Here is a 24,939-nt window from a genome sequence, read left to right on the forward strand (position 1 = left end):
AGCTCAGGCTCCTTTTTCTTTTGTTTTCTGACAGATAGGGCAATCTTTGCGCGGGTGAATGGCAATCTTGCGTGTCTCGCCCCAAAGCGCATCATAGATCAAAATTTCCCCCAATAGCGCCTGCCCCGCCCCGGAAATCAGTTTCACCGCCTCCACGGCCATCATTGACCCCACCACACCGGGCAGCGGCCCCACCACCCCGGCCTCGGCACAGGACGGGGCCAAACCGGCAGCCGGAGCTTCGGGGAAAATGCATTGATAACAAGGGGTTCCGCGATGCGGAGTAAAGACGCTCACCTGTCCTTCCCACTGGGACAGGGCGCCGGAAATCAGCGGTTTACCCAGTTCCACACAGGTCGCATTGGCCAGATAGCGCGTATCGAAATTGTCCGTGCCATCAAGGATCACGTCATAGTCGGCAAACAGGTCCTTTGCGATCTCCGGCGTCAACCTTCGTTGGAAGGGCCTTACCTCAACATGAGGGTTCTGCGCTTGCATCGCCTGCATCGCCGATTGCACCTTGGGCAATCCGATGTCGGAATCTCTATGAATTACTTGACGTTGCAAGTTCGAGTTATCCACCAGATCGTCGTCAATCACACCAATCGTGCCCACCCCGGCAGCGGCCAGATACATCAACGCGGGCGATCCAAGGCCCCCGGCCCCGATCACCAGGACCTTGGCTTCTTTCAAGGCCTTCTGTCCCGGCCCGCCGATCTCACGCAAAACGATGTGCCGGGCGTATCGCTCCAATTCAGATTCCGAAAATAACCCTTTCTTTTCAGGTTCCTGCCCTGCGTCTGCACGGGCACGCAGCTTCTGCAATCCCCAGCGGTACGCCACGACAATCGCCACGAACCCGCCGATCAAAAGCCAAAGCGCCGGGCTTTCGCCCGTGGCCAGTCTTAACGGATGCCCGTCCGGCAGGAGCAAATGCAACAGGACGACCCCCACCCAAAGCATCCCGATCATGCCCCAGCGAAGGCGTCTGGGTGCATTTAACAAGGCCCCCATGCCCCAAAGCACCGCCGCCATCACAAAAACCAAAAACATCAGACGGCCCCCGTCGAGCCAAAACCACCCGTGCCCCGTTTGGTTGCGTCCAGATCATCAGCCAATGCAAACCGCGCCTGCACCACCGGCGCGACCACCATCTGCGCAATCCGCATCCCATGCGTCACGACGAATGTTTCTTGCCCTGCATTCATCACGATCACCCCCAACGGGCCGCGATAATCGCTGTCGATAGTCCCGGGGCTGTTGGGTAGGGTGATCCCATGCTTGAGTGCCAGACCGGAACGTGGCCTGATCTGCACCTCGTAGCCTTGCGGAATGGCAAGTCTCAGGCCGGTTGGCACCAAGGCCCTTGCGCCGGGATCAAGGACGACCCCCTCCCGCTGATCTGCCGGGAAATTCGCCCGAAGGTCCGCCCCCGCGGCCCCTTCCGTTTCATAGGATGGCAGGCCAAGGCCACGATCCGCGCCCTCATCCCAAATCATTGAAATCAGGACCATTTCCGCCCTCTTACCTTTCTCAAAACCCTCAATCTCTCAGGTCAAAGCCTGCGCGATCCGTTCCGCAAGGCGGCGGGCGACATCCTCTTTCGACATACGCGGCCAATCCTCGGCTCCCTCTTGCGAAATCAAAGTGATGTCATTGTCCTTCCCGCCCATGATCCCGGTCTCATGGCTCACGTCATTGGCCACGATCCAGTCACAGCCCTTGCGCGTGCGCTTGGCCGTGGCATTGTCGATCACATCATCGGTTTCCGCGGCAAAGCCCACCACGAGCGCCGGGCGGCCCTTGTCCATCTGACTGATCGTGGCAAGGATATCCGGATTTTCCGTGAATTCGAGCACGGGCAAGCCGCCCTTGGTTTTCTTCATCTTGCTGGTGCTGGCACTGGCCACCCGCCAATCGGCAACCGCGGCGGCGAAAACCGCCGCTTCGACGGGAAGCGCAGATTGAACCGCCTCAAGCATCTCTTGCGCGGTTTCTACCCGGACAACCTCAACCCCTTCGGGCGGCGCGACATCCGCTGGCCCAGTCACGAAAACCACCTCGGCCCCCAGAGCGGACAACGCACGCGCAATCGCGGTACCTTGCGCCCCGGAGGAGCGGTTCGCAATGTACCGTACCGGATCAATCGGTTCATGCGTGGGGCCGGAGGTGACCAAAACACGCTTGCCGGCCAAGGGGCCATCGGCCAAAGCCGCCTCGACCGCGGCCACGATTTCCATCGGTTCCGCCATGCGGCCCGGTCCATGCTCACCACAGGCCATATCGCCCTCGTTCGGCCCAACAAAATGAATGCGGTCGCTCTTGAGGGTCGCGATATTGCGCTGTGTTGCGGGATGCTCCCACATGCGGACATTCATCGCCGGGGCCACCATCACCGGGGTATCGGTGGCCAGCAAAAGGGTAGAGGCCAGATCGTCGGCATGGCCCTGTGCCATCTTCGCCATCAAATCCGCCGTGGCCGGGGCCACAACGATCAAATCCGCACTGCGACTAAGTTCGATATGTCCCATCTCGGCCTCATCGGTGAGGTCGAAAAGATCACGGAACACCTTTTGTCCGGCCAAGGCAGACACCGACAGAGGAGTCACGAACTCCTCTCCCGCACGTGTCAAGACAGGCGTGACTTGTGCGCCCCGTTCCCGCAGGCGGCGGATCAGGTCAAGCGATTTGAAGGCCGCGATGCCGCCGCCGATGATCAGAAGTATGCGTTTCGATGCCAGCATGGGCGCGTCCCCTTGAACCCCACGGCGACACTAGGCCCTGCCCGATCAAGGGGCAAGGGCATGGCTATTGGAAGGCGGCGCAAGGATCAGGGCGGTCCACCGGATGGGCCGAAATGACCTCATCAAATATGCCGCGCAACTCGCTTCCGTCTTCGGCTTGTCCGATGACCCGCAATTCAAGGTCAGGTGCAGCGCGCTGCAGATAAACAGGCATCCCCCAATCGCGGCGGGCGTGTCCATTTCCCGTGATCACGGCCACAGGGCCGCCCGTGTCCTGCATGGCCTGAATCGCAACACGCGCAATCTCTGCATCACGCAGGCGCTGAATATCCACCATGGCGGGCACCAGATGGTCGGGCAAGGCATCGCAATGCGCGACCATCTGCATCGCTTCTCGCTGGTCTTGCTCTGCCTCTGGCAAAGGTTCGGTCAATCCAAAGCGTATGGCATCCCCCAGGAAACTCTCGGCAACTCCCTTTTCAAAAGCGGCACGTGCAACATCACGAGGGACTTGTGCGCCATAAATCCGCGCCTCTGGTGCGGCCTCGAAAATCGGGTAATACATCGCAAAATCGGGCCAACCGGAATCGGCCCAACTCACGGCATCGGCCAAAGCTTTCATATCATTGCGAACCGAGGGCGTGACTTGGCCTGCCTGCTCGGATGTCAGCATTTCGAAAACAAGCGCCTTAGGTGAAAAAGACTGTACCAATTCGGCTTGTGTCTCATGATGCGCCGGGTTGTCATGGATTTCACCGATAACCAGAATATCCTGTGCCGCCAAAGGCGAAGCACAGACCATGGCAACCCAAAATATAAAAACGCGGCTCATACCAAGAGGTTTTGCACCTCCGCGCCTTGCCGTTCAAGGTGCTTGCGCATTTTTTGAAATGCTGCCGATTCAAGCTGTCTTACGCGCTCTTTGCTTAGACCAAGCTCACCTCCAAGGCTTTCAAGCGTCCGCGGCGCATCCCGCAGCTTGCGTTCATGAACGATAAACCGTTCGCGATCATTCAGCTTACCCATGGCTTCGTTCAGCCACTTTCGCAACGCCTCTCGGTCATGGTCCTTCTCGACCACCTCATCGCCGCGTGGCGCATCGTCTTCGATCGTATCAATCCATTCACGCCCTTCGTCTTCAGCAGACTGCGTTGCGTTTAATGAAAAATCGGAGCCCGAAAGGCGCCCTTCCATCATTTCTACATCACGAAGTGGCACACCCACTTCATGAGCGATCATTTCGCGTAGCTGATACCCATCCAGTTCCTCGCCCTGCGCCATGGCTTCGCGCTCGATACGAGCCTGAACACGCTTCATGTTGAAGAACAGCGATTTTTGACTGCTGGTTGATCCCGTGCGCACCATCGACCAGTTGCGCATCACATAGTCCTGGATCGAGGCCTTGATCCACCAAACGGCATAGGTTGAGAACCGTACGCCACGGTCAGGATCAAACTTGTCAGCCGCCTTCATAAGGCCAAGTCCCGCCTCCTGAATGAGGTCATTCATTGGCGCACCATAGCGTTTGAATTTGGCCGCCATGGAAATTGCCAAGCGCATATAGGCGTTGATCAACCGATGAAGCGCCTCTTCGTCACGATCATCGCGCCATGCATAGGCGAGTTTCAACTCGGTTTCCGCATCCAGCAATTCGGCCTTCATCGCCGAGCGAGACATTGAGTTTGACTGCGGTATGTCTAGTGCCATCGTTTGACCCCCTATCTGACGGTCCTTGACTTCCATCCTTTTGTCGTCAGTTACCAAGTGGTACGCAGTCTGCGCAGGATCGGATCAAAACAGGGCCAGAAAAAGATGCTTCCCAAACTTACCCTGGTTCTTGGCGGGGCAGCGTCAGGCAAATCCGCATTTGCGGAAACCTTGGTAAAAAGGGCCGAGCGTAGCCTGACATATTTTGCCACAGCACAGATTTTCGATGACGAGATGCGCGATAAGGTCTCGCGCCACAAGGCAACGCGCGGTGAGGATTGGTATACGATTGAAGAACCCCTTGAGGTAGGAGCCGCCCTGGCAAAGATCGACGCGGATCAAGCCGTGCTTTTGGACTGCGCAACGATGTGGCTAAGCAATCACCTGCTTGCGGAGAATGATATTGCCAAGGCCGAATCCGCCCTGTTCGATGGCCTTGCCCAATGTCCTGCTCCGGTTATCGTCGTCTCGAACGAAGTCGGTCTGTCTGTGGTGCCCGAGAACGCGCTTGCAAGGCGCTTTCGGCAAGCACAGGGCGAGTTGAACCAGAAGCTGGCCGCCGAAGCAGAGCTTGTGGTCAACGTGATTGCAGGACTGCCACAGGTTCTGAAGGGGACATTGCCGTGACGCGCGTGTTCTGGGTGCGTCATGGCCCCACCCATGCCAAATCCATGGTTGGTTGGTCGGATATACCAGCCGATCTAAGTGATACGGCGCGTATTGAGCGCCTGTCGGCGCATCTGCCGCAAGAGGCCGTTGTCATCTCATCCGACCTCATCCGTGCATCAGGCACGGCGGATGCGATCACGGGAAATCGCCTTCGGTTGCCACATGACCCAGACTTGCGGGAAATTCATTTTGGACAGTGGGAATTGCAGGCCTTCGATACGATTGCCGACCAAGATCACCTGCGCGCGTTTTGGGACACCCCCGGTGACATCCGCCCCCCGGGCGGCGAAAGCTGGTTTGAGGTAACGCATCGCGTGAACACGGCCATCCAGCGCGTGATGGATAGCCACCCCGAAAAGGACATCGTCGCCGTCGCCCATTTCGGCGCCATTCTGACCCAGATCCAGAAAGCCCTGCGCGTCACCGCATATGAAGCCTTCGGACATCGTATCGACAACCTGTCTGTTACCGAACTGCGCCACGGAACCGAGGGATGGAAGGCACACTCCATCAACCATCGCCCCTGACCCGGCCTGACGTTGAAGGCCCATGCCTCACAGGTCCAGATTCCGGCCTTGTTAACACTTCCTCAACCATAAAGGCGCTACCCATGGTTAACCAAGTTTAATCAAGGGTCTCCAAACATGGTCGCGCGCGCCTACACCGTCGCCTTCGAAGGGGTCGATGCCCGGCAAGTCGAAGTGCAATGCGCCGTGACACCCGGGATGCCTGCGTTTTCTTTGGTGGGTTTACCCGACAAGGCCGTCAGCGAAGCCCGGGACCGTGTGCGCACCGCGCTTAGTTCCATGGCAATAGCGCTGCCTTCCAAGCGCATTACCATCAACCTCAGCCCTGCGGACCTACCCAAGGAGGGCAGCCATTTCGATTTGCCCATTGCCTTGGCGCTTTTGGCCGCGCTTGAAATCGTCCCGGCCGATGCGGTCGAAGGCACCTGTAGCCTTGGGGAACTGTCGCTTGACGGGTCGCTTATCCCGGTCATAGGCGCCTTGCCTGCTGCCATGGCCGCCGCCGAGGAAGACCGCACGCTTCTGTGCCCCAAGGCATCCGGGGCCGAGGCCGCATGGGTTGGGGCCGCACAGGTCATCGGTGCTGCAAGTCTCGCCGATGTCGTGCGCCATTATACTGGCCAATCCCCGCTGCCCCCCGCCGAGCCGGGCGAGGTCAGCACCAATATCTCGGGGCGCGACCTGCTTGACGTGAAGGGGCAGGAACGCGCCAAACGCGCCTTGGAAATCGCCGCGGCCGGGCGCCATCACCTGATGATGGTCGGCACACCGGGGTCCGGTAAATCCATGCTGGCCGCGCGTCTGCCCGGCATTCTACCGCCGCTGACCGCGCCAGAAGCCTTGGAAACTTCGATGATCCATTCGCTGGCGGGATTGCTGGACGAGGGTGGAATTAACCGTACCCGCCCCTTCCGTGAACCACATCACACAGCCTCGATGGCGGCGATTGTAGGGGGTGGGCGGCGGGCCTCACCGGGTGAGATCAGCCTTGCACATAACGGTGTGTTGTTCATGGACGAATTTCCCGAGTTTCCGCGCACTGTTTTGGAAACGCTACGGCAACCGATCGAGACCGGCGAGGTCATCGTTGCCCGCGCGAACGCGCATGTGAAATACCCCTGTCGCTTCATGCTGGTCGCGGCTGCCAACCCATGTAAATGCGGGTATCTCTCCGATCCGTCCCGCGCATGTGCCCGCGTGCCACAATGCGGGGCCGATTACATGGGGCGCATCTCTGGGCCACTCATGGATCGCTTTGACCTACGGATCGAGGTGCCGCCAGTGGCTTTCACCGACCTTGACCTACCGCCATCAGGTGACAGCAGCGCCGAGGTGGCCGCGCGGGTCACTACGGCACGCGAGGTGCAAAATGCCCGCTTTGCCGATAAAGCGAAGCTGCATCTCAACGCGGATGCAGAAGGCGAGACGCTGGAGGAAATCGCCAACCCGGATACCGAAGGACGCGAGTTGATCAACCGCATGGCTGAACGCTTTGGCCTCACGGCGCGCGGCTATCACCGGGTTCTGCGTGTCGCGCGCACGATTGCCGATCTGGAGGGGGCCGATACCGTGCGCCGCCCGCATGTGGCCGAGGCTGTCAGTTATCGCCTCAGCGTCCCGACCGAGGCATGATCCAATCCGCCACCTGTTTCAGGGTCGCCTCTGCCTCGGGTAGCAGGTTGTGAAAAATCGGCCAGACATGCGGCACATTCTCTTCGATCACCTCGGTCACATCGGCACCCTCTTCGCGCAAATGGGTGGCCATGCGCCGCGTGTCGTCCAATAGAATTTCCGTGGTGCCCGCCGCGATCCAGACCGGCGGAGCACCGGAAAACCGGGCAAAGAGAGGGGATGCGCGCGGGTCGCGTTCAGGCGCCCCTTGCAGATACATTTCGGCCATTTCGCTGGTCCGCTCGACCGGCAGCACGACGTCGGCCTTTCCGTTTCGCACGACGCTATCGCCCGTAAACCCGATATCCGTGAGGGGCGAAAAAGCGAAACAGCCCAAAGGCTTTTTCAGGCCGTGCTTGAGGATTTCGGCCAACAGCGCAAAGGACAAACCACCCCCGGCACTATCCCCCCCGATGATGACCCCGCCGGGGCGCGCGGCCAATTCGATGTAAACGCTCAGGGCATCTTCGAGGGCGGCAGGAAAGGCATTCTCAGGCGCCAGCCTGTAATCTGCAAGGCACGCACGCAAACCTGTCAGTTGCGACAGGCGCGCCAACATCGCCCGGTGCGTCCTGGCCGAGCCAAAGACATAGCCACCCCCATGAAAATACAAGATGACCGGGCCATTCTCCTGCACTCCCGGCCCATCAGCCCAAATAACCGGGACACCATCCACGACCTCGTTCCGGAACGTGCTACCGCGCGGAGCACGGAACCAGAATCGCGCCTTTCTCTCGAAACTTCGCCGCAGTTTCTCAGGCGCCTTCACGCGTGCCAGATGAGGCCGCTCGAAAAGCCGCAAGGACAGATTAAGCGCAGGCCGAATAAGGCTCATTTGCGCCGCCCCTCGATGGCCTCCCAAATTCTGGCGGCCACGTTGACGCCGTCGAAACGTTCAAGTTCCTGAATACCGGTAGGCGACGTCACGTTGATCTCGGTCAGGTAGTTGCCGATCACGTCGATCCCCACGAAAATTTGGCCTTTCTCACGCAAGAGCGGGCCAATCGCCGCGCAAATCTCGCGGTCACGGTCGGTAAGCGCCACTTTCTCGGGCCGCCCGCCGACATGCATGTTCGATCGGGTTTCCCCCTCACCGGGGATGCGATTGATGGCACCAACAGGCTCACCATCCACCAAGATCACGCGCTTATCGCCGTTTTTGATTTCGGGCAGGAATTTCTGCACGATCAGGGGTTCACGGCTGAACCCGGTGAAGAGTTCGTGCAAGGCGCTCAGGTTCCGGTCCGACTCGGGCAGGTGGAACACCCCCGCCCCACCGTTACCGTAGAGCGGCTTGAGGATCACATCGCCATGTGCCGCCTTGAATTCACGAATTGCGTCCAGATCGCGGGCAATGGCCGTGGGTGGCATCAATTCGGGGAAATCCAGAATCAGGAGTTTTTCCGGAAAATTCCGCACCCAGAACGGATCGTTCACGACAAGTGTTTCCGGCGTCAACCGCTGCAACAGATGCGTCGTGGTGATGTAGAACATGTCAAACGGCGGGTCCTGACGCAGCCAGACAACATCGAAGTCCGAAAGGTCGACAGTGGTCTCGTCGCCAAGTTCGAAATGGTCCCCCTCGACGCGCTGCACACGCAAGGGCCACCCCCGGGCCATCACCCGGCCTTCCACGTATGACAGGCGATCCGGCGTATAATAAAAAAGATCATGCCCGCGCGCCTGCGCCTCTTCGGCGATGCGGAACGTGCTGTCGGCGTTGATGTCGATTGGCCCGATCGGGTCCATCTGAAAGGCGATTTTCATCGGCAGCCCCCAAGGTCTCTGGTTTCAACCTACATGGGCCATGCCGCGTGCAAGCGCAAATCAGAAATGACTGAAAGCGTTTTGCATGATCCGGACCTGCCCGCTTTCATCGACCACGGCCAGATCGAACCGGACCTCCGACAGCTGCCCCGATGGCACCTGCCCAAGGTACTCTGACGCCGCGTGATGGATGCGCCGCATCTGGTCGGGTCTCAGGCGAGCAATCGCCTCATCGAAACTGCGGGCCTTCTTCACTTCGCAGAACACGATTTCCTTGCCACACTGGAAGATCATGTCAATCTCACCGCCCTGCCCACGCCAACGTTTCTCCAGCAGGGAGACCCCGAGGTTCTGATAAGCCTGAGCGACAATTTTCTCTGCCGCAATTCCGGAAAGGTAAGCGTTTTGGCCACGGAATTGCCGAGAGCGTGCCGGAGTTCGTCCCTCTGAGTCAGATGTCTTCACTTGTCGTACATGTCGTCGTCGGCCAGTTGCAAGGCACGCTGATACACCTGTCGCCGCTTCAGGCCCAATTTTGCAGCCACGTCATCGGCCGCATCCCTCACGGTTTTCTCGCGCAATACATCACGCAGGACCGAGTCTAGGTCAGCTTCGTCAACATTTGGTAAATCTCCACGATCCACCAAAACGACGATTTCCCCTTTCATGGTCCGTTCGGCACAGGTGTCTGCCAATTCCTGCAAACTGCCGCGCAGGACCTCTTCGAATTTCTTGGTCAACTCACGGCACACCACCGCACGGCGCGACGCCCCCAAAACCTCGGACGCGTCGCGCAGCATGGCCGCAACACGCTTGGGCGATTCGTAGAACACCAGGGTTCCGGGTACGGGGGCAACCTCGCGCAAGGCAGTTTTTCGCTTGCCCGACGCATTGGGCAGAAAACCCGCAAAGAAAAATCGGTCTGTCGGCAGGCCCGACACGGTCAGCGCCGCGATCACCGCTGACGGGCCCGGCGCCGACACCAACGGCAAATCCGCAGCGATCACTTCACGCGCCAGATCATACCCCGGATCGGCCACCATCGGCGTCCCCGCCTCCGAAGCGTAAACAACCGATTTTCCAGCCGAGATGTCCTGTAAAAGCCGCTCTCGCACTGCTGACTTGCTATGATCGTGATAAGCGACAACGGGCCGCCCGTCCAAAGGTATGCCATGAATATCAAGCAGCTTGCGCAGGCTTCGCGTATCTTCGGCGGCGATCACATCCGCCGCCCCGAGCAAGTCGAGCGCGCGCAGGGTTATATCGTGTGCCGCCCCTATGGGGGTGGCCACGAGGTAAAGCCCCGGGCTCAGTTTCGCCGCTGTCTGATTCACCACTGGACCCGCCCCACATGACGTTTATTATCGGCCCGACGTCGCCTCGGGCCCATGCCCTAACGCAACACCGGAGTTGAGGAGTACCCATGTTCGCCGTTTTGTCCCCCGCCCGCAAGGCACTCAGCCGCCTGATGATTCTATTCTCGCTGGTCTGGCTTGCCGCCTGTCAGCCGGTTTCGCTTTCGGGACCAGCCGGGGGAGGGTCTGCGATCAACCCGTCGAAACCTGTGGCTGTTGCTCTTTTGGTTCCGCATGGTGCAACAAGCCCGCAAGAACAAACTCTGGCTCGCGACCTTGAAGCAGCGGCACGGCTTGCCGCAGCTGACCTTCAGGGTGTGCAAATCGACCTGCGCGTTTACGGCACCGCGGGCAACCCGGCACAGGCGCAAACCGCGGCACGTAACGCCGTGGCCGATGGTGCGCGAATCATTGTAGGCCCGCTACATGCCGAATCCGCGAATGCCGCTGCCGTGGCGGTTGCGGACAAGGGCGTAAACGTCCTCGCCTTTTCCAACAATCCGACAATTGCGGGCGGCAACCTCTTTATCCTTGGCCAGACTTTCAACACGACAGCCAGCCGTCTCGCGGGTTTCGCCTCCAGACAGGGCAAGAAACGTATTCTCGCGGTCTACTCCGACAATCTTGCCGGACAGCTTGGCCGCAACGCGATTGAGCAGGCCGTCAATGCAAGCGGGTCACAATTTGCCGGATCGGTCGGCTATGAATTTTCGCAACAGGGCGTTGCCTCGGCTGTACCGAAAATTCGGGCCGCCGCGGCACAATCCAATGCCGATGCGATTTTCATGACCTCGAACACGGCAGGCGCTTTGCCTTTGTTTTCGCAAATGCTGCCCGAAGCGGGCCTGAGCCCTGCAAATACCCAGTACATCGGCCTTTCACGTTGGGATGTTCCCGCCCAAACAACCTCACTTCCCGGCGTGCAAGGTGGTTGGTTCGCCATTCCAGATCCGCAGCGCAGCGCAGCCTTCAAGTCACGCTTTCAGGCGGCGAACGGGCATACTCCGCACGTCATCAGCGGTCTGGCGTATGACGGCATCGCAGCCATTGGTGCCTTGGCCAAATCCGGTAGCCGTGACGCCCTGAGCCGGGCACGCCTGACGCAATCGGCGGGTTTCCAAGGTGTCGGCGGCGTCTTTCGCTTCCGCGCGGATGGCACGAACGAACGCGGTCTGGCCGTGGCCACGATCCGCGATCAGCAGGTTGTTGTTTTGGACCCAGCACCGCGAGGCTTTGGCGGGGCTGGCTTCTAAGCCGCCCCTATCCTGATCCGCAATGAAAGACGCCATTCACCTGCCCGATGACCTGATCTGCCCTGCGCTCGACATTTTCGATGCGCCTAGGATTCATGAGGACCTTCAACGCGCAGCTAAAGAGGCACAGGGGGATACCACTGCCCTGCGACGTTCGGCAACCGCGATCTTATCGGAGGCAATGAAGCAAGGACGTGAGGCTATCGCCGCGGGCTTTTCAGAGCACCCATTTGCCGCTCGCCCCACCGTCCGGGCCTACAGTTGGCTGACGGATTGTGTAATTTTGAGTGCGCTTGAGGTCACGACCCAGTATATTCACGCCCTTTCCAACCCAACGGATTCCGAACGTCTGAGCGTTTTTGCCGTGGGCGGCTATGGACGTGGGGAAATGGCACCGCAATCGGATGTCGATCTGCTGTTTCTGACCCCTTACAAAATCACCCCATGGGCCGAGAGCGTGATAGAAACCATGCTCTACATCCTGTGGGACCTGAAGCTGAAGGTCGGCCACGCAAGCCGTACGATCCGCGACTGTTTGCGCCTTGGTGGCGAGGATTTCACCATTCGCACGGCACTGTTGGAAAACCGTTTTCTTGCGGGCGACAGGCAGCTTGCCGACCATTTCAAGAAACGTCTCTGGCACGAGTTGTTCGAAGGCACCGAGCGCGAGTTCATCGAAGCGAAACTCGAAGAACGCGACAACCGCCACGAAAAGCAGGGCGGTCAGCGCTTTATGGTCGAACCCAACGTCAAAGAAGGGAAAGGCGGCCTGCGCGATCTCCAGTCTTTGTTCTGGATTGCCAAGTACCTCCACAGGGTTGAAAACGTGGCCGAACTGGTGGCGCTTGGAGTGTTCACCGAGGATGAATTCGACACCTTCGCCCGCGCCGAAAGCTACCTTTGGGCAGTGCGCTGCCATATTCACCTGATCACCAAACGGGCCACCGATCAACTCACCTTCGACTTGCAGGTCGAGGTGGCCGAGCGCATGGGCTATCGCGACACGGCCGGGCGACGTGCGGTCGAACACTTCATGCAGGATTATTTCCGGCACACGACGCAGGTCGGAGATTTGACGCGCATCTTCCTGACCAAGCTTGAAGCCGCACATGCCAAATCCGAACCCCTGTTACAGCGCATCTTCCGGCGCAAACGCAAACTGAAGGAGGGTTACGAGGAGGTGCGCGGCCGCCTTGCGATTGTCGATGAGGCCGCATTCCTGTCCGAACCGCTAAACCTGCTACGTATTTTCGAGGAGGGGTTACGCACCGGGTTGCTTATTCATCCCGATGCAATGCGGTTGGTCACGGCCAATCTCGATCTCATCGATGACACGATGCGCAATGACCGCCGCGCCCAGAAGCTGTTCCTTGATCTGCTCCTGAAGCACGGCAACCCCGAGAGGGCGCTTCGGCGGATGAACGAACTTGGCGTATTGTCCGCTTTCATCCCGGAATTCGAACCCATCGTCGCACTGATGCAGTTCAACATGTATCACAGCTACACGGTAGACGAGCACACGATCCAATGCATTTCCAACCTCGCCCAGATAGAACGCGGCGAGTTGGAAGAAGACCTGCCTCTATCCTCATCGATTCTTGAAGAAGGGGTGAATCGAAAGGTCCTTTATGTGGCGCTTCTCCTGCATGACATCGGGAAAGGCCGGGACGAGGATCATTCGATCGTCGGCGCGCGCATCGCCCGAAAGGTGGCGCCGCGCCTTGGCCTGAAGGCCAAGGAAGTGGATACCGTGGAATGGCTCGTGCGGTATCACCTGCTGATGTCGGATATGGCGCAAAAACGCGACATTGCCGATCCGCGGACAGTTCGTGATTTCGCCAAGGCGGTTCAGACCAAGGAGCGTCTGGACCTGCTGTGCGTGCTGACCGTCTGTGACATCCGTGGGGTCGGGCCCGGCACATGGAACAACTGGAAAGCCTCGCTTCTGCGCGCGCTTTACAGGCAAACCCGCCGCGCCATGGAAGGCGGCCTGGAAGACCTCAATCGCGAGCAACGAGGCTCGGACGCCAAACGCAACCTTACACAAGAGCTCTCAGACTGGCCCGCCAAAGACCTCAAGCGCGAAAAAGCTCGGCATTACCCGCCATATTGGCAAGGACTGCATGTCACGGCACATGTTGTCTTTGCCAAGCTGCTGCGCGACTTGGGAACGGACGAGATCGCCATTGACCTTGCCATCGACGCGGACCGCGACGCGACACGGGCCTGCTTCGCCCTTGCGGACCATCCCGGTATATTCTCACGTCTGGCGGGGGCCTTGGCGCTTGTGGGCGCCAATGTCGTCGATGCCCGGACCTATACCACGAAGGATGGCTTCGCGACGGCGGCCTTCTGGGTTCAGGATGCAGATGGCCACCCCTATGAGGCCGACCGCCTGCCGCGCTTGCGCCAGATGATCCACAAGACACTCAAGGGCGAAGTCGTCGCGACAGAGGCCATTCAGTCACGCGACAAGATCAAGAAGCGCGAACGCGCCTTCAAGGTGCCGACACATATCACCTTCGACAACGAAGGGTCGGAAATCTACACCATCATCGAGGTCGATACCCGTGACCGGCCCGGCTTGTTGTACGACCTGACGCGCACGCTGGCGAACAACAATATCTATATCAACTCGGCAGTTATCGCGACCTATGGCGAGCAGGTGGTCGACACCTTTTACGTCAAGGATATGTTCGGCCTGAAGTTCTACTCGGAGGCCAAGCAAAAGGCACTTGAGAAAAAGCTCCGTCAAGCCATTGCCGAAGGGGTCGAACGCGCCTCGGCGTAGCTGGCAGGACTGGCTGGGTCGATCTGATTTACCCGAACGGTACGCAGGCCACGCGAATCGGGAACAACCCTCTGGTTAACAAGGAAAAACCCTGTCTGTACCGCGTTGGTTTCATGTCGGTATCGCGTCGGTATTTTCTACGGCCCCCGCAAGATTAACAGGCCGCACGGTGTCTTTTGTACGAAACGTACGTGCGTTTCGTACAATCTGCATGAGGCGTTTCGCGACAGGCCTTACCCGCCGCGCACGAGGTCGTCTTCATCGTCAACCACCGAAATGCCCAGTTCATCGAGACCATTTTCAAGGTGGTCCGACAAGTGTGGCGTGCCAAGCAGGTAGTCGGCTGTCGGCGTTGTCGCTTCGTGCATCGCCGTGCGCTTGGCTTCTTCCAGATCATCGGCCGTAAAGCTTTCCCGTCCGATCCACATGACAGCCACTAGGCTGGCTTGTTCCTCTTCGGTCAGCCGGTCGATAAAGGCGCGCAACTCACCCTCGGCCCGGTCTAGCTCGCGCGCCATCAGGATCACCTGAGCGATCTTGTACGTGCTAATATCAAGCATCGAGTCCTCCTGTTCGCATCATTGTCTGGCAGCTTGCCCGCGCAGGGAACACGCGTCTTTGATCTTACGCAAAAAGCCTGTAGTAGGCCCAATTCGGCAGAAACCGCGCCATACGAAAGACAAGGCTGAAACCCCAAGGATAACTGCGATTGAAGGCTCTGTCATCGCACATCAGTTCAAACATGTGCTGCGCGGCCTCTTCGGGGGCCATCAGGAAGGGCATGTGAAAGCGGTTCTTCTCGGTCAGGCGGGTTTTGATGAACCCGGGATTGGCCAATTGCACGCGCACCCCACTTCGCCACAAATCGGCCCTGAGGGATTCGGCTAAAGACATGACCCCCGCCTTTGACGCGCCATACCCAATTGCACCGGGAAGCCCGCGAAATCCGGCAAGAGACCCTGTCAGCACGATATGGCCATCATCTCGATGCACCATTTGCGGTACGACCTGCCCCAAAACACGTACGGCGCCGGTGAAATTGACATCTGCCATGGCAGTCACCTGCTCGGGCGTCCAATCCTGCGCGGTCATGGGCCAATACACACCGGCAAGAAAAACCATGCCATCGACCTGCCCCACGGCTTGCGCCGCTTCGGCCACGCTTGCATCGCTGGCCACGTCCATTGGCACGGCCTTTGCGCGGCCCGGCATCTTGGCGACAGCATCTGCTAGACGGTCTTCGTTGCGAGCCGACAGAATGACTTCGGCCCCGGCAGAATTCAGCTTGTGCGCGAGAGCAAGGCCCAGTCCCTCACTTGCCCCCACAAGCCAGTATTTTTTACCGTTCCAATCTGTCATGCAGCCTCCACTTTTCGCATGGTGGCAACCAGTTCGGCCACTTTGACGCCAAACTTGCGAAACTGACTTCGGTTCACGATCACGCCGCTTGGAGCAAGATACATCCAATCGGTCACGCTCAGAACATGCCCCCCCGCCTCATCGGGCAACCGGATACGGTACTTCAAGCACACGGTCGCTCCGGATTGTGCGCCGTGCCCGGCCCCCAAAAGGTCTTCAGCCTCGGCCCGGATCGCGCCATCATTGCCCAGCTCAAGGCGCCACTCGCGATCCTGCGTGTTGCCACTGTCATATTCGAAGTGTTCACGCATGATACCCTTGTTACCATCCCAAGCGGCAACGAAATCCCCCGTGAAACGCGAGACCACTCTTCCCAAAGGCCCATAGATCACGCCGTCGCATTTTATATCGCCATTCAGATGCAGGCGCAGGTCCACTTGCGGTTCGCTTTGCGCATAATCCGCTGGCGTCTGCGCCATGAAGCCCGCGAGGCGGGCGTGCAGAACGGTCAACCCCACCACCAAAAGCGCACCAAGGGTGAAAAACAATATTGGACTCATTGGTTGAGCCTCCTTTCCACAAAACCCGGATGATCGGACGCCTGTTGATTCATTTGAATCGCCGCCAACAAGGCAATCGCCACAAGCTTTAGAAGGCACGGAACCCCGGCATAGAGATAGCTGAGCAATATCAACGCGTGATCCGGGTTATCCTGCCCCGCCTTGAAGCCACCCAACTCAAGCGTGGGCAAAAGCAGTACCGCGGCCAATGCAAGCGTGAACTTCGACACGAAGGACCATAACCCGAAACCTTCGCTTGCCCCCGGGGATACTTTCTCCATTCTGGCGGCGAAAAGTGCCGGAAGAAGGGTCATATCCGCGCCGATGGCCGCCCCTGACGCAATACAGATGATTGCGAAGGGCCAAAGGTCACCCGCCTCAAGTAAAACCGCCGATGCGAAAGCAATGATCGACAGGACCATGGCCCCAAGCAGCACGGGCTTAGCTCCGAAACGCTCGGCCATGCGCCCCCAAACTGGGGCGGCAACCGCAGCGGAGAGGAAAAAGAGCAGCAGGAAAGGCCCCTCCCAGCCGGGGGCCTGCAAACGGCTTTCGACAAAGAACAGGAACAATGTGGAACTGACGGCGACCGGTGCCGCATTAACCAAAGCCACGAAAAGTAACTGCCGCGCGACGCGATCTTGCAGGACCGCCGCAAAACCTGCGCTTTCCAGTGTGCCAGCCTGCCATTCCGGGCGCATTGCCCACAGCGCGACACAGGCCAGTATTGCGAAGGCCGTGGCAAACCATCCATAGCCGCCTAAAGCCACCGGCGCGACAGCCGCCGCGCAGATCCCGAGAAGTGCGCCTGTCTCGCGCCAGCGGGCCAGACGCAGATGACCTTGATCGTGGAGGCGGGCGGCTTTCGCCACACCCTGTGCGTAGAAACAGATGGTCAAATAGCTGAAGCATGAAAACACCACAGTCAGCATCACCGCGAACCACCAAAGCGGGTCGAAAAGAGGCTTAACGGCGAATAATCCCAGCATTGCCGAGATCATCAGGCTGCCTGCCAGGACTACGGACACTCCGCGCCACGCGCGCATCCTGTCGGCCAAACGGCCCAAGAGCGGATCTTGTATGACATCCAGAAGCCGAAGCACAAAGAGCGCGCTGCCCAGTGCAGAAAGCGACACATTGTATTCATCCACATAGAACTTCGGCGCGTGGATATAGAGCGGCAGTCCAGCCGAGGCCAAGAATGCCGCAAACAGCGCATATGCCGGCAACCGTGATGCCATCATCGGCTTATGTCTTTTGTGGGCGGTTCAGGCCGCGCCCGAAACGTCGCGCCATTCCACCAAAGTTTCAGGGCTTGCCAATGAATCAGGGCCAGCACCCGGCGCGATCCGAAAGGCCGACGCAAGCAAGCCTTGAGCAGGCCCGGGACAGTCAAGGATTTACGGGTGCCAACCAACGTGGCGATGACGCCCCCGTTTCCACCAGTGAAATCAATCCAGATACCGATACGGTCGACACGTATGTCAAATCGGAATTCGTAGCTGCCTTCGATCCGCTGGAAGGGCGAGACATGAAACACCTTTTGCGCTTTCAGGCGATCGGTGGGCCCAATGGGCGCAAGGTCGTCACGGTGACACAGGTAGGAATGCCTATCACCATAGGTATTGGTCACCTCGGCAATGATCACGGGCACGGCGCCCTGCGCATCCCGGCAGATCCAGAATGACACCGGGTTGAAGACATGGCCCAAGATGCGCGGCTGTGCCAAGAGGTCGATCGTCGCGGGGGCGGGCAATCCATGCGCATTCAGGACGTCACGCACCCATGCCGCGCCCTTTCCGTTGCCCGGCGCGCCCCCGTGGTCGCTATCCCAAAGCGAGGCCAGGCCGGCCCGGTTCCGCCCGAAGAGTCGTGGGGCGTTTACCGGGGTTTCGGCATTCAACAGCACGTAATCGACACCATAGCGAAAGGCGTTTTCAATCGCGCCTTTGCGCCCGTGCCACGTGTGGCCTGCGATATGGTCTACGGTTGTCATTCTGCCGCCACAAAAAGGGCGTCACGCGCGATAATGGCCTCTGCCACGTCAAGACCGCTTGTCAAACCGTCTTCGTGGAAGCCGTGCCGCATCCATGCCCCGCAGAACCACGTTCTGTTTGCGCCGTTGATCTCACGCAGGCGGCTTTGCGCCTTGAGGGCGGCCAGATCATAGACCGGGTGATGCAGGGTGACCTGATCGTAAATCAGGTCCTCGCGGATCGGCCTGCGGGAATTGAGCGTCACGAAATGCGGATCGTCCTGCGGGATGGGCTGGAGGCTGTTCATCCAGTATGTGATGTCGATCTGCCCGTCACGCTGTGCCTCGCCCTCTGCATAATTCCACGACGACCAGACCGCGCGTGACTTGGGCATCACACCGGTATCCGCGTGCAGGATCACATCGTTGGGTTGGTATGAAATCGCCCCCAGCATCGCTTGTTCATCCTCGCTTGGATCGGCCAAGAGCGACAGGGTTACGTCGGAGTGGGTGGCGAATACCACCTCGTCAAAGGTCTCCCAATCTGCGCCGGGCACCTTGACTGCCGGCCGGCCCGAACCGCGGTGGACGGCATCGACCGGACAGTTTGGACGAAGTGTTACCCCATTCGCACGCATGTCGGCTTCGAGGCGTTCGACATACTGCGTTGAACCGCCCTGGACCGTGTACCATTGGTGTTGCCCTTCATAGCCCAACAGGGCGTGGTTTTCGAAAAACTGAACCATCGCATAGGCCGGGAATTCCAGGATTTGCTCTTTCGGCGTGGACCAGATCGCACCGGAAAATGGCAGCAGATAATAATCGCGAAACCATTTGCCCATCTTCAGATGGTCCAGAAACTGCCCGATGGTCATGCCCTCGTTTTTCTTGGCCTGCTCAAGGGCGCGGGCGTTGAAGCGAAAAATATCACGCAACATGCCAAGGAACCACGGGTTCAATGCATTTCGCTTTTGCGCGAAGAACGCCTTGGCCCCATCCAGGCCGTATTCTACACGCCCACCCCGCACAGAGGCGCCAAAGCTCATTGTGCTTTTGACAACAGGGACATCAAGGCGCTCAAAAATACGCGCTAGATTGGGGTAATTGGCATAGTTGAACACGATAAACCCCGTGTCCACGGGCTGATCCCCATTCTTACCGGCAACAACCGTGCGGGCGTGCCCGCCCAAGCGGGGCTCTGCTTCGAACAAGGTCACATCATGGGTGTCAGCCATGGCCTGCGCCGCACCCATTCCTGAAATTCCGGCACCAATGACGGCAACTTTTCTGCGACCTAGGGGGCCTGCTTCGAATGGCATTTCGTACTGTCCATCTTTTGTTTGGTCTTCCCAGAGGACTACGCGTCACACAGGGCATCGGATGAGAAAGAAAATTATTGATCTACAAGTGATCCGAAAAACGGACAGGGACGTATGCTGATCATGTTGCGTGAACCGGATATCGATACCTGCATACCGCCCTCGCCCCCCGAGGTTGGGCATGCTAGGACTCGGGCAACGCAGCCACAGGGCCCGAGGCCGAAGAACGTGACAAAGAACGAAACGACGGACAACGATGCTTGGGTTGCTTGCATCCTGAGCATTCGGGACAATGCGGACAAGCAAGCTTTCGCACGCCTGTTCGGGCATTTTGCCCCACGGATCAAGGGGTTCTTGATGAAATCGGGCGCCGACGAGACCTTGGCCGAGGAATGCACGCAGGATGTCATGGCGACCCTGTGGCAGAAGGCCCATCTGTTCGACCCCAGCCGGGCCAGTGCGGCGACGTGGATTTTCACAATCGCGCGGAACCGCAAGATTGACGCGTTGCGAAAACAAAAGCGCCCCGAGCCTGAAGACTTGCCCTGGGGCCCGGACCATGAGCCGGACCAGGCCGACGTCTTGGCCCTGCACCAGGAAACAACACAATTAGGCCACGCAATCAAAGACTTGCCCGAAAAGCAGAGACTATTGATCGAAAAGGCCTACTTCCACGATCTGAGCCACTCGGAAATCGCCAAGGAAACTGGCCTTCCGCTTGGCACAATCAAATCCCGAATCCGCTTGGCACTGGACCGCCTGCGCCATTCAATGAAGTGACGACGACCATGAAAGATCAAATTAATCATCACCTTACCGATGCCCTGCTGATGGCCTATTCAGCCGGAAACCTGCCCGAGGCATTCAACCTGACAGTCGCGGCGCATGTTTCGATGTGCGACGAATGCCGCGCGCGCCTGGGAGCGTTCGACAGTTTGGGTGGTGTCCTGGTTGAAGAGACCGAAGCTGTAGAAATGTCGTCTGGCAGCCTCAACGCGGTAATGGAGCGCCTGAAGGAACCTGTGGAAGGCCCGAAAATGCAAAATAAAAACAAAGGGATATTGCCTTCTCCTTTGCAAGATTACATTGGCGGTGACCTCGACTCGGTGCGTTGGAGATCTGTTGGCATGGGCGTGAAGCAAGCGATCCTGCCCACCTCACGCGACGCGACCGCGCGGTTGCTTTTCATCCCCGCCGGTGCGGCCGTGCCGGATCATGGGCACCGGGGAACCGAGTTGACCCTTGTTTTAAAAGGGGCTTTTGCCGATGAGGTCGATCATTTCGGCCCCGGGGACATCGAGGTTGCGAACGAGGATCTGAACCATACGCCGGTGGCTGATATTGGCGAGGATTGCATTTGTCTGGCGGCTACCGACGCGCCGCTGAAGTTCAAGGGATTGATCCCGCGACTGGCGCAACCCTTCCTGCGGATCTGAGCCTGAAAATTTTCGTACGACTCGTACGCAAGACCCCCCGTTTTCGTACGAAAATCCGGCCTTTCCGAAAAACGAACGTACGAGTCGTACGAAACGCGGGCAGTGGTAAGGGGCGGTCGGGGCCTTCAGGCCGTGTTAACCACGGGTCGTCAGGATGCCGCATATGCAAGCGCCATCAGTCCCTTTTCCACAGCTCCCGGAAACAACGAAAAATTCCGTCGCTTTGCGCAAGGCCAAACCCGAAACGCAGCAGGCGCATCCTGACCATGGCGTCCGGGGGCCACCGGACGAAAGTGGACATTTCGTCCGAATTGCACGCCACATACCGCCATTGCGTAATTTTTGCATTGTTTTGCACATTTAAACATATATCACGCACCGGATATACGGGATAACCTGACCCACAAGACAGGCAAACCTTGGTCTTGATCTTTATTTACTGGACTGCAAAGCTACTTCGGTGACGTAAATTATACAACAGAGTCGAAAATTTTGCAGAGTCTCGGAGATGCCCTTGGTCTTGCCTTTGCGCTGGTGCTGTCCGGCGATGCAGACCTGTTGGAAATCGTCGCCCTGTCTTTGCGCGTCAGCCTGACGGCAACGATGGTCGCCTGTCTGATCGGCCTGCCCATCGGAGCCCTCGTGGCCATCGGGCGGTTTCGCGGGCGCAGCGCGCTTTTGGTCGTGATGAACGCGCTGATGGGGCTGCCTCCGGTCGTCGTCGGCCTGCTGGTCTATCTGCACCTGTCCCGTTCCGGCCCGCTTGGGTTTCTGGGGCTGCTCTATACCCCCACGGCGATGATCATTGCACAGACCATCCTGATCGCGCCCATCGTGGCGGCGCTGTCGCGGCAGGTGCTGGAAGACCTGCACAGCGAATATGCCGAGCAGTTCCGTTCGCTTTGCCTGACGCGGTGGCAGACGGTGCAGGCGCTTTTGTGGGATGCGCGGTATTCCCTGCTGACCGTGGGACTGGCCGGGTTTGGCCGGGCGGTGGCCGAGGTCGGCGCGGTGATCATCGTCGGGGGCAATATCGACCACCTGACACGGGTGATGACCACGGCGATTGCGCTTGAAACCTCCAAGGGCGATCTGGCGTTGGCCTTGGCGCTTGGGATCATCCTTTTGGTGATCGCGCTTGGTGTCAACGCGGCGGTGCAATCGGTGCGCATGACGGCGGCACGGCAAGCCTATGTTTGAAGCACCGGTCATATCGCGGGCGGAGGCGGCGACGAATGAGGCGCGCGCGCCCCAGATGCCACTGACCGTGCGCGGCCTGTGCCTTGAACTTGGCGGAACACCGGTTCTGGATGATCTGGACCTTGATCTGGGGCCTGCGGGCTGCACCATGATCATGGGGCCGAATGGCGCGGGCAAGAGCCTGTTACTCAAGCTATTGCATGGATTGATGGCCCCCACGGGCGGCATGATCGACTGGGCCGGGCGTGACACGGCAGAGGCCACGAAGCGGCAGGCGTTGGTGTTCCAGAAGCCTGTCCTGTTGCGCCGATCGGTGGCGGCCAACATCGACTTTGTCCTCAAGGCGCGCGGCAAAGACCGGGGCAAGCGCGACGCGCTGTTGGAGCATGTGGGCCTGTCGCACAAGGCCCGGCAACCCGCGCGTCTGCTGTCGGGGGGCGAGGCGCAGCGGCTTGCGCTGGCACGGGCCCTGGCAAGCGAGCCGGACGTCCTGTTTCTGGATGAGCCCACGGCAAGCCTTGATCCGGCTTCGGTTCTGGCGATCGAAGGGATCGTCAGCGAAGCCAAGGCACGGGGCGTGCGGATCATCTTTGTCACCCACGACATGGGCCAAGCCCGACGCATGGCCGATGACGTGGTTTTCCTGCATGGCGGGCGGGTGATCGAACACAGCCCGGCCAATGCATTTTTCCCCGAACCGCAAACACAGGCGGCGCGGGACTATCTGAACGGCAGGATTGTCGTCTGACCATCAACCAACCCAAGGGAGAGACCCCAATGCTGAAACGCACAATTGGCGCTAGCCTGCTTGCCCTGACCATGGCCGGTGGAGCCATGGCACAGGACCAGTCGATCATCGTGCAATCGACCACATCGACGGCCAATTCGGGCCTGTATGACTATCTGTTGCCGATCTTTCAGGAAGAAAGCGGCATTCAGGTGAACGTGGTGGCCGTGGGCACCGGACAAGCCATCAAGAACGCGGAAAACTGCGATGGTGATCTGTTGTTGGTCCATGCCAAACCATCCGAGGAAAAGTTCGTCGAAGCCGGGTTCGGCACCGAGCGGACCGACCTGATGTATAATGATTTCGTCATCGTCGGCCCGGCGGGTGACCCCGCGGGCGTGGGCGGCATGGAGGACGTGCAGGGCGCCTTGTCGAAGATCGCCGGGGAAGGCGCGCTTTTCGCCTCACGCGGGGATGACAGCGGCACGCACAAGAAGGAAGTAGCGCTTTGGGCCGATGCGGGTGTCGATCCTACTGCGGCCAGCGGCGATTGGTACCGCGAGACCGGCTCCGGCATGGGCGCGACCCTGAATGCCGGGATCGGCATGGGCGCCTACGTTATGACCGACCGCGCCACCTGGATCAGCTTTGACAACAAGCAGGATTACCAGATCCAGGTGCAGGGCGACGAGGACATGTTCAACCAGTATGGCGTGATCCCGGTGAACCCGGAGAAATGCCCGAGCGTGAACATGGACGGCGCACAGGCCTTTGCCGAGTGGCTTCTGTCGGATGAGGGCCAGGATGCGATCGAGGCCTACAAGGTCTCGGGTCAGCAATTGTTCTTCCCGAATGCTCCGGAGTGAGGATCGGGCCTGGGCGGGTTTTCGTCACGCCTGAAAGGTTCTAAGACTAGGGGCGGTCCATGGTGGGCCGCCCTTTTGCTGTTCCAGGATGCCCGAATGAGTGAGCCTTCCTTTCCCGATCACGATTACCTGACGGTCAGGGAACTGGCCGAGCTTCTTCGCCTCAAGGAACGCAAGATTTACGATCTTGCGGCCTCGGGCGAGGTGCCCTGTTCGCGGGCCACCGGCAAGTTGCTGTTCCCGGCGGCAGAGATTCGCGCGTGGATCGAGGGGGCGACATCCGGGGGCGTCGAGGGGGCGGCCCCGCCTGCCCCGCGCCCGCCGATCCTGTTGGGCAGTCACGACCCCTTGCTGGACTGGGCGCTGCGGCAATCGCAATGCGGCTTGGCGAGCTTTTATGACGGGTCGCGCGATGGATTGGAGCGGTTCGCCCGCGGCGAGGGCATGGCGGCGGCGCTGCATATCCATGACGCGGCCAGCGATAGCTGGAACATCCCGGCGGTCCGCGATGCGGCGGCGGGGTTGAACGCGGTGCTGGTCGGCTTTGCCACGCGGCGGCGGGGGCTGGTGTTCCGCCCCGGCGAGGCCACGCCAAGGGGCCTTGGCGATTTGGCGGGGCTGCGGCTTGTGCCGCGTCAGGCGGGATCGGGCACGGATACCTTGCTGCGGGGATTGGCGGCGAAGGCGGGGCTGGACCTGTCGGGACTGGCACAGGCCGAGGTGGCCCGGACCGAGGATGACGCGGTTGAGGCGGTGCGCCGTGGCGAGGGCGACGTGGCCTTCGGGCTTGAGGCCGTGGCGCGGAATTACGGGTTGGAGTTTGCGCCGCTGGTGGAGGAGCAGTTTGCCCTTCTGGTCGACCGCAAGGCGTGGTTCGAGCCACCGATGCAGGCCCTGATGGCGTTTTGCGGCAGCGAGGCGTTCAAGACGCGGGCGGAGAGTTACGGCGGCTATGATCTGGCCGCGCTCGGGACCGTTCAGTGGAATGCATGACAGGGCGTGGCCGTCAAACT

Annotated in this window: 26 protein-coding genes; 11 read left to right on the plus strand and 15 right to left on the minus strand. The window is 59.5% G+C overall.

The window, feature by feature from the left end:
* Positions 1-3: 3 nt before the first annotated feature.
* From FDP25_RS07115 to FDP25_RS07135, 5 genes are all read right to left on the minus strand, one after another.
* Positions 4-1,053: a HesA/MoeB/ThiF family protein gene (locus tag FDP25_RS07115; RefSeq protein ID WP_154150277.1), complete on the minus strand. Its 1,050-nt coding sequence runs from the start codon at positions 1,051-1,053 to the stop codon at positions 4-6.
* Positions 1,053-1,514 (minus strand): dUTP diphosphatase, encoded by a 462-nt coding sequence (gene dut, locus FDP25_RS07120; protein ID WP_154150279.1) that lies wholly within the window; start codon positions 1,512-1,514, stop codon positions 1,053-1,055. Before dut ends, FDP25_RS07115 begins: the two co-directional genes overlap by 1 nt.
* Positions 1,515-1,550: 36 nt before the next feature.
* Positions 1,551-2,744 (minus strand): bifunctional phosphopantothenoylcysteine decarboxylase/phosphopantothenate--cysteine ligase CoaBC, encoded by a 1,194-nt coding sequence (coaBC, locus tag FDP25_RS07125; RefSeq protein WP_154150281.1) that lies wholly within the window; start codon positions 2,742-2,744, stop codon positions 1,551-1,553.
* 64 nt (positions 2,745-2,808) lie between these two features.
* A complete protein-coding gene (locus tag FDP25_RS07130; protein ID WP_154150283.1) occupies positions 2,809-3,576 on the minus strand; it encodes a ChaN family lipoprotein in 768 nt (255 codons plus the stop codon).
* The gene (locus tag FDP25_RS07135; protein WP_154153213.1) at positions 3,573-4,451 is read right to left on the minus strand and encodes an RNA polymerase factor sigma-32; all 879 of its coding nucleotides are present in this window, start codon (positions 4,449-4,451) and stop codon (positions 3,573-3,575) included. The genes FDP25_RS07130 and FDP25_RS07135 overlap by 4 nt, the downstream gene beginning before the upstream one ends.
* Positions 4,452-4,556: 105 nt before the next feature.
* Between FDP25_RS07135 and cobU the strand changes: the two genes are divergently transcribed.
* From cobU to FDP25_RS07150, 3 genes are all read left to right on the plus strand, one after another.
* Positions 4,557-5,078: a bifunctional adenosylcobinamide kinase/adenosylcobinamide-phosphate guanylyltransferase gene (cobU, locus tag FDP25_RS07140; RefSeq protein ID WP_154150285.1), complete on the plus strand. Its 522-nt coding sequence runs from the start codon at positions 4,557-4,559 to the stop codon at positions 5,076-5,078.
* Positions 5,075-5,647 carry a histidine phosphatase family protein gene (locus tag FDP25_RS07145; RefSeq protein WP_343031980.1) on the plus strand — a complete coding sequence of 191 codons (573 nt, stop codon included), beginning with the start codon at positions 5,075-5,077 and terminating at the stop codon, positions 5,645-5,647. The genes cobU and FDP25_RS07145 overlap by 4 nt, the downstream gene beginning before the upstream one ends.
* Positions 5,648-5,764: 117 nt before the next feature.
* A complete protein-coding gene (locus FDP25_RS07150; protein WP_154150287.1) occupies positions 5,765-7,279 on the plus strand; it encodes a YifB family Mg chelatase-like AAA ATPase in 1,515 nt (504 codons plus the stop codon).
* On the opposite strand, the gene FDP25_RS07155 is transcribed toward FDP25_RS07150, so the two are convergent.
* The 4 genes from FDP25_RS07155 to rsmI are packed head-to-tail and all read right to left on the minus strand — an operon-like array spanning position 7,257 to position 10,422.
* On the minus strand, positions 7,257-8,153 hold the full coding sequence (locus FDP25_RS07155; protein WP_154150289.1) for an alpha/beta hydrolase: 897 nt from the start codon (positions 8,151-8,153) through the stop codon (positions 7,257-7,259). The genes FDP25_RS07150 and FDP25_RS07155 overlap by 23 nt on opposite strands.
* The gene (gene gshB, locus FDP25_RS07160) at positions 8,150-9,085 is read right to left on the minus strand and encodes a glutathione synthase (protein WP_154150291.1); all 936 of its coding nucleotides are present in this window, start codon (positions 9,083-9,085) and stop codon (positions 8,150-8,152) included. The genes FDP25_RS07155 and gshB overlap by 4 nt, the downstream gene beginning before the upstream one ends.
* A gap of 60 nt (positions 9,086-9,145) precedes the next feature.
* Positions 9,146-9,550 carry a YraN family protein gene (locus FDP25_RS07165; RefSeq protein WP_343031981.1) on the minus strand — a complete coding sequence of 135 codons (405 nt, stop codon included), beginning with the start codon at positions 9,548-9,550 and terminating at the stop codon, positions 9,146-9,148.
* On the minus strand, positions 9,547-10,422 hold the full coding sequence (rsmI, locus tag FDP25_RS07170; protein ID WP_425500506.1) for a 16S rRNA (cytidine(1402)-2'-O)-methyltransferase: 876 nt from the start codon (positions 10,420-10,422) through the stop codon (positions 9,547-9,549). Before rsmI ends, FDP25_RS07165 begins: the two co-directional genes overlap by 4 nt.
* A gap of 86 nt (positions 10,423-10,508) precedes the next feature.
* On the opposite strand from rsmI, the gene FDP25_RS07175 reads away from it, so the two are divergent.
* Positions 10,509-11,693, plus strand: coding sequence for a penicillin-binding protein activator (locus FDP25_RS07175; RefSeq protein WP_154150293.1), 1,185 nt, complete (start codon positions 10,509-10,511; stop codon positions 11,691-11,693).
* A gap of 22 nt (positions 11,694-11,715) precedes the next feature.
* The gene (locus FDP25_RS07180) at positions 11,716-14,484 is read left to right on the plus strand and encodes a [protein-PII] uridylyltransferase (protein WP_154150295.1); all 2,769 of its coding nucleotides are present in this window, start codon (positions 11,716-11,718) and stop codon (positions 14,482-14,484) included.
* A gap of 233 nt (positions 14,485-14,717) precedes the next feature.
* Here the strand turns inward: FDP25_RS07180 and FDP25_RS07185 are convergent, their stop codons facing one another.
* The 6 genes from FDP25_RS07185 to FDP25_RS07210 form a co-directional block, all read right to left on the minus strand.
* Positions 14,718-15,044 (minus strand): DUF3775 domain-containing protein, encoded by a 327-nt coding sequence (locus FDP25_RS07185; protein WP_154150298.1) that lies wholly within the window; start codon positions 15,042-15,044, stop codon positions 14,718-14,720.
* 64 nt (positions 15,045-15,108) lie between these two features.
* Positions 15,109-15,843 carry an SDR family NAD(P)-dependent oxidoreductase gene (locus FDP25_RS07190; RefSeq protein ID WP_154150300.1) on the minus strand — a complete coding sequence of 245 codons (735 nt, stop codon included), beginning with the start codon at positions 15,841-15,843 and terminating at the stop codon, positions 15,109-15,111.
* Positions 15,840-16,403, minus strand: a complete 564-nt coding sequence (locus FDP25_RS07195; RefSeq protein WP_154150302.1) for a DUF3833 family protein — start codon at positions 16,401-16,403, stop codon at positions 15,840-15,842. The genes FDP25_RS07190 and FDP25_RS07195 overlap by 4 nt, the downstream gene beginning before the upstream one ends.
* Positions 16,400-17,644 (minus strand): MFS transporter, encoded by a 1,245-nt coding sequence (locus FDP25_RS07200; protein ID WP_154153227.1) that lies wholly within the window; start codon positions 17,642-17,644, stop codon positions 16,400-16,402. Before FDP25_RS07200 ends, FDP25_RS07195 begins: the two co-directional genes overlap by 4 nt.
* Entirely contained in the window at positions 17,644-18,399 is a 756-nt protein-coding gene (locus tag FDP25_RS07205; protein ID WP_154150304.1) for a DUF1365 domain-containing protein, read from the minus strand. Before FDP25_RS07205 ends, FDP25_RS07200 begins: the two co-directional genes overlap by 1 nt.
* Positions 18,396-19,697 carry an NAD(P)/FAD-dependent oxidoreductase gene (locus FDP25_RS07210; protein WP_154150306.1) on the minus strand — a complete coding sequence of 434 codons (1,302 nt, stop codon included), beginning with the start codon at positions 19,695-19,697 and terminating at the stop codon, positions 18,396-18,398. The genes FDP25_RS07205 and FDP25_RS07210 overlap by 4 nt, the downstream gene beginning before the upstream one ends.
* A 228-nt stretch (positions 19,698-19,925) precedes the next feature.
* Here FDP25_RS07210 and FDP25_RS07215 point away from each other — a divergent pair, with 228 nt between their 5' ends.
* The 6 genes from FDP25_RS07215 (at position 19,926) to FDP25_RS07240 (ending at position 24,919) form a co-directional block, all read left to right on the plus strand.
* A complete protein-coding gene (locus tag FDP25_RS07215) occupies positions 19,926-20,477 on the plus strand; it encodes a sigma-70 family RNA polymerase sigma factor (RefSeq protein WP_343031982.1) in 552 nt (183 codons plus the stop codon).
* An 8-nt stretch (positions 20,478-20,485) separates the two neighbouring features.
* Positions 20,486-21,133, plus strand: coding sequence for a ChrR family anti-sigma-E factor (locus tag FDP25_RS07220; protein WP_154153235.1), 648 nt, complete (start codon positions 20,486-20,488; stop codon positions 21,131-21,133).
* A gap of 492 nt (positions 21,134-21,625) precedes the next feature.
* Positions 21,626-22,333: an ABC transporter permease gene (locus tag FDP25_RS07225; protein ID WP_154150308.1), complete on the plus strand. Its 708-nt coding sequence runs from the start codon at positions 21,626-21,628 to the stop codon at positions 22,331-22,333.
* 55 nt (positions 22,334-22,388) lie between these two features.
* The gene (locus tag FDP25_RS07230; RefSeq protein ID WP_425500519.1) at positions 22,389-23,081 is read left to right on the plus strand and encodes an ATP-binding cassette domain-containing protein; all 693 of its coding nucleotides are present in this window, start codon (positions 22,389-22,391) and stop codon (positions 23,079-23,081) included.
* A gap of 29 nt (positions 23,082-23,110) precedes the next feature.
* Entirely contained in the window at positions 23,111-23,926 is an 816-nt protein-coding gene (locus FDP25_RS07235) for an ABC transporter substrate-binding protein (RefSeq protein ID WP_154150312.1), read from the plus strand.
* Positions 23,927-24,022: 96 nt separating this feature from the next.
* Positions 24,023-24,919, plus strand: coding sequence for a helix-turn-helix transcriptional regulator (locus FDP25_RS07240; protein WP_154150314.1), 897 nt, complete (start codon positions 24,023-24,025; stop codon positions 24,917-24,919).
* The last annotated feature ends 20 nt before the right edge of the window (positions 24,920-24,939 follow it).

The organism is Roseovarius bejariae (assembly GCF_009669325.1).
GTDB lineage: Bacteria > Pseudomonadota > Alphaproteobacteria > Rhodobacterales > Rhodobacteraceae > Roseovarius > Roseovarius bejariae.

Bases quoted from the DNA above. Each gene is read 5' to 3' on its own strand.
- dut (WP_154150279.1), bottom strand. From the start codon at position 1,514: ATGGTCCTGATTTCAATGATTTGGGATGAGGGCGCGGATCGTGGCCTT.
- FDP25_RS07190 (WP_154150300.1), bottom strand. From the start codon at position 15,843: ATGACAGATTGGAACGGTAAAAAATACTGGCTTGTGGGGGCAAGTGAG.
- FDP25_RS07135 (WP_154153213.1), bottom strand. From the start codon at position 4,451: ATGGCACTAGACATACCGCAGTCAAACTCAATGTCTCGCTCGGCGATG.
- FDP25_RS07130 (WP_154150283.1), bottom strand. From the start codon at position 3,576: ATGAGCCGCGTTTTTATATTTTGGGTTGCCATGGTCTGTGCTTCGCCT.
- FDP25_RS07240 (WP_154150314.1), top strand. From the start codon at position 24,023: ATGAGTGAGCCTTCCTTTCCCGATCACGATTACCTGACGGTCAGGGAA.
- FDP25_RS07115 (WP_154150277.1), bottom strand. From the start codon at position 1,053: ATGTTTTTGGTTTTTGTGATGGCGGCGGTGCTTTGGGGCATGGGGGCC.
- FDP25_RS07175 (WP_154150293.1), top strand. From the start codon at position 10,509: ATGTTCGCCGTTTTGTCCCCCGCCCGCAAGGCACTCAGCCGCCTGATG.
- coaBC (WP_154150281.1), bottom strand. From the start codon at position 2,744: ATGCTGGCATCGAAACGCATACTTCTGATCATCGGCGGCGGCATCGCG.
- FDP25_RS07230 (WP_425500519.1), top strand. From the start codon at position 22,389: ATGCCACTGACCGTGCGCGGCCTGTGCCTTGAACTTGGCGGAACACCG.
- cobU (WP_154150285.1), top strand. From the start codon at position 4,557: ATGCTTCCCAAACTTACCCTGGTTCTTGGCGGGGCAGCGTCAGGCAAA.
- FDP25_RS07150 (WP_154150287.1), top strand. From the start codon at position 5,765: ATGGTCGCGCGCGCCTACACCGTCGCCTTCGAAGGGGTCGATGCCCGG.
- FDP25_RS07235 (WP_154150312.1), top strand. From the start codon at position 23,111: ATGCTGAAACGCACAATTGGCGCTAGCCTGCTTGCCCTGACCATGGCC.
- FDP25_RS07195 (WP_154150302.1), bottom strand. From the start codon at position 16,403: ATGAGTCCAATATTGTTTTTCACCCTTGGTGCGCTTTTGGTGGTGGGG.
- FDP25_RS07155 (WP_154150289.1), bottom strand. From the start codon at position 8,153: ATGAGCCTTATTCGGCCTGCGCTTAATCTGTCCTTGCGGCTTTTCGAG.
- FDP25_RS07185 (WP_154150298.1), bottom strand. From the start codon at position 15,044: ATGCTTGATATTAGCACGTACAAGATCGCTCAGGTGATCCTGATGGCG.
- gshB (WP_154150291.1), bottom strand. From the start codon at position 9,085: ATGAAAATCGCCTTTCAGATGGACCCGATCGGGCCAATCGACATCAAC.
- FDP25_RS07210 (WP_154150306.1), bottom strand. From the start codon at position 19,697: ATGCCATTCGAAGCAGGCCCCCTAGGTCGCAGAAAAGTTGCCGTCATT.
- FDP25_RS07220 (WP_154153235.1), top strand. From the start codon at position 20,486: ATGAAAGATCAAATTAATCATCACCTTACCGATGCCCTGCTGATGGCC.
- FDP25_RS07205 (WP_154150304.1), bottom strand. From the start codon at position 18,399: ATGACAACCGTAGACCATATCGCAGGCCACACGTGGCACGGGCGCAAA.
- FDP25_RS07200 (WP_154153227.1), bottom strand. From the start codon at position 17,644: ATGGCATCACGGTTGCCGGCATATGCGCTGTTTGCGGCATTCTTGGCC.
- FDP25_RS07180 (WP_154150295.1), top strand. From the start codon at position 11,716: ATGAAAGACGCCATTCACCTGCCCGATGACCTGATCTGCCCTGCGCTC.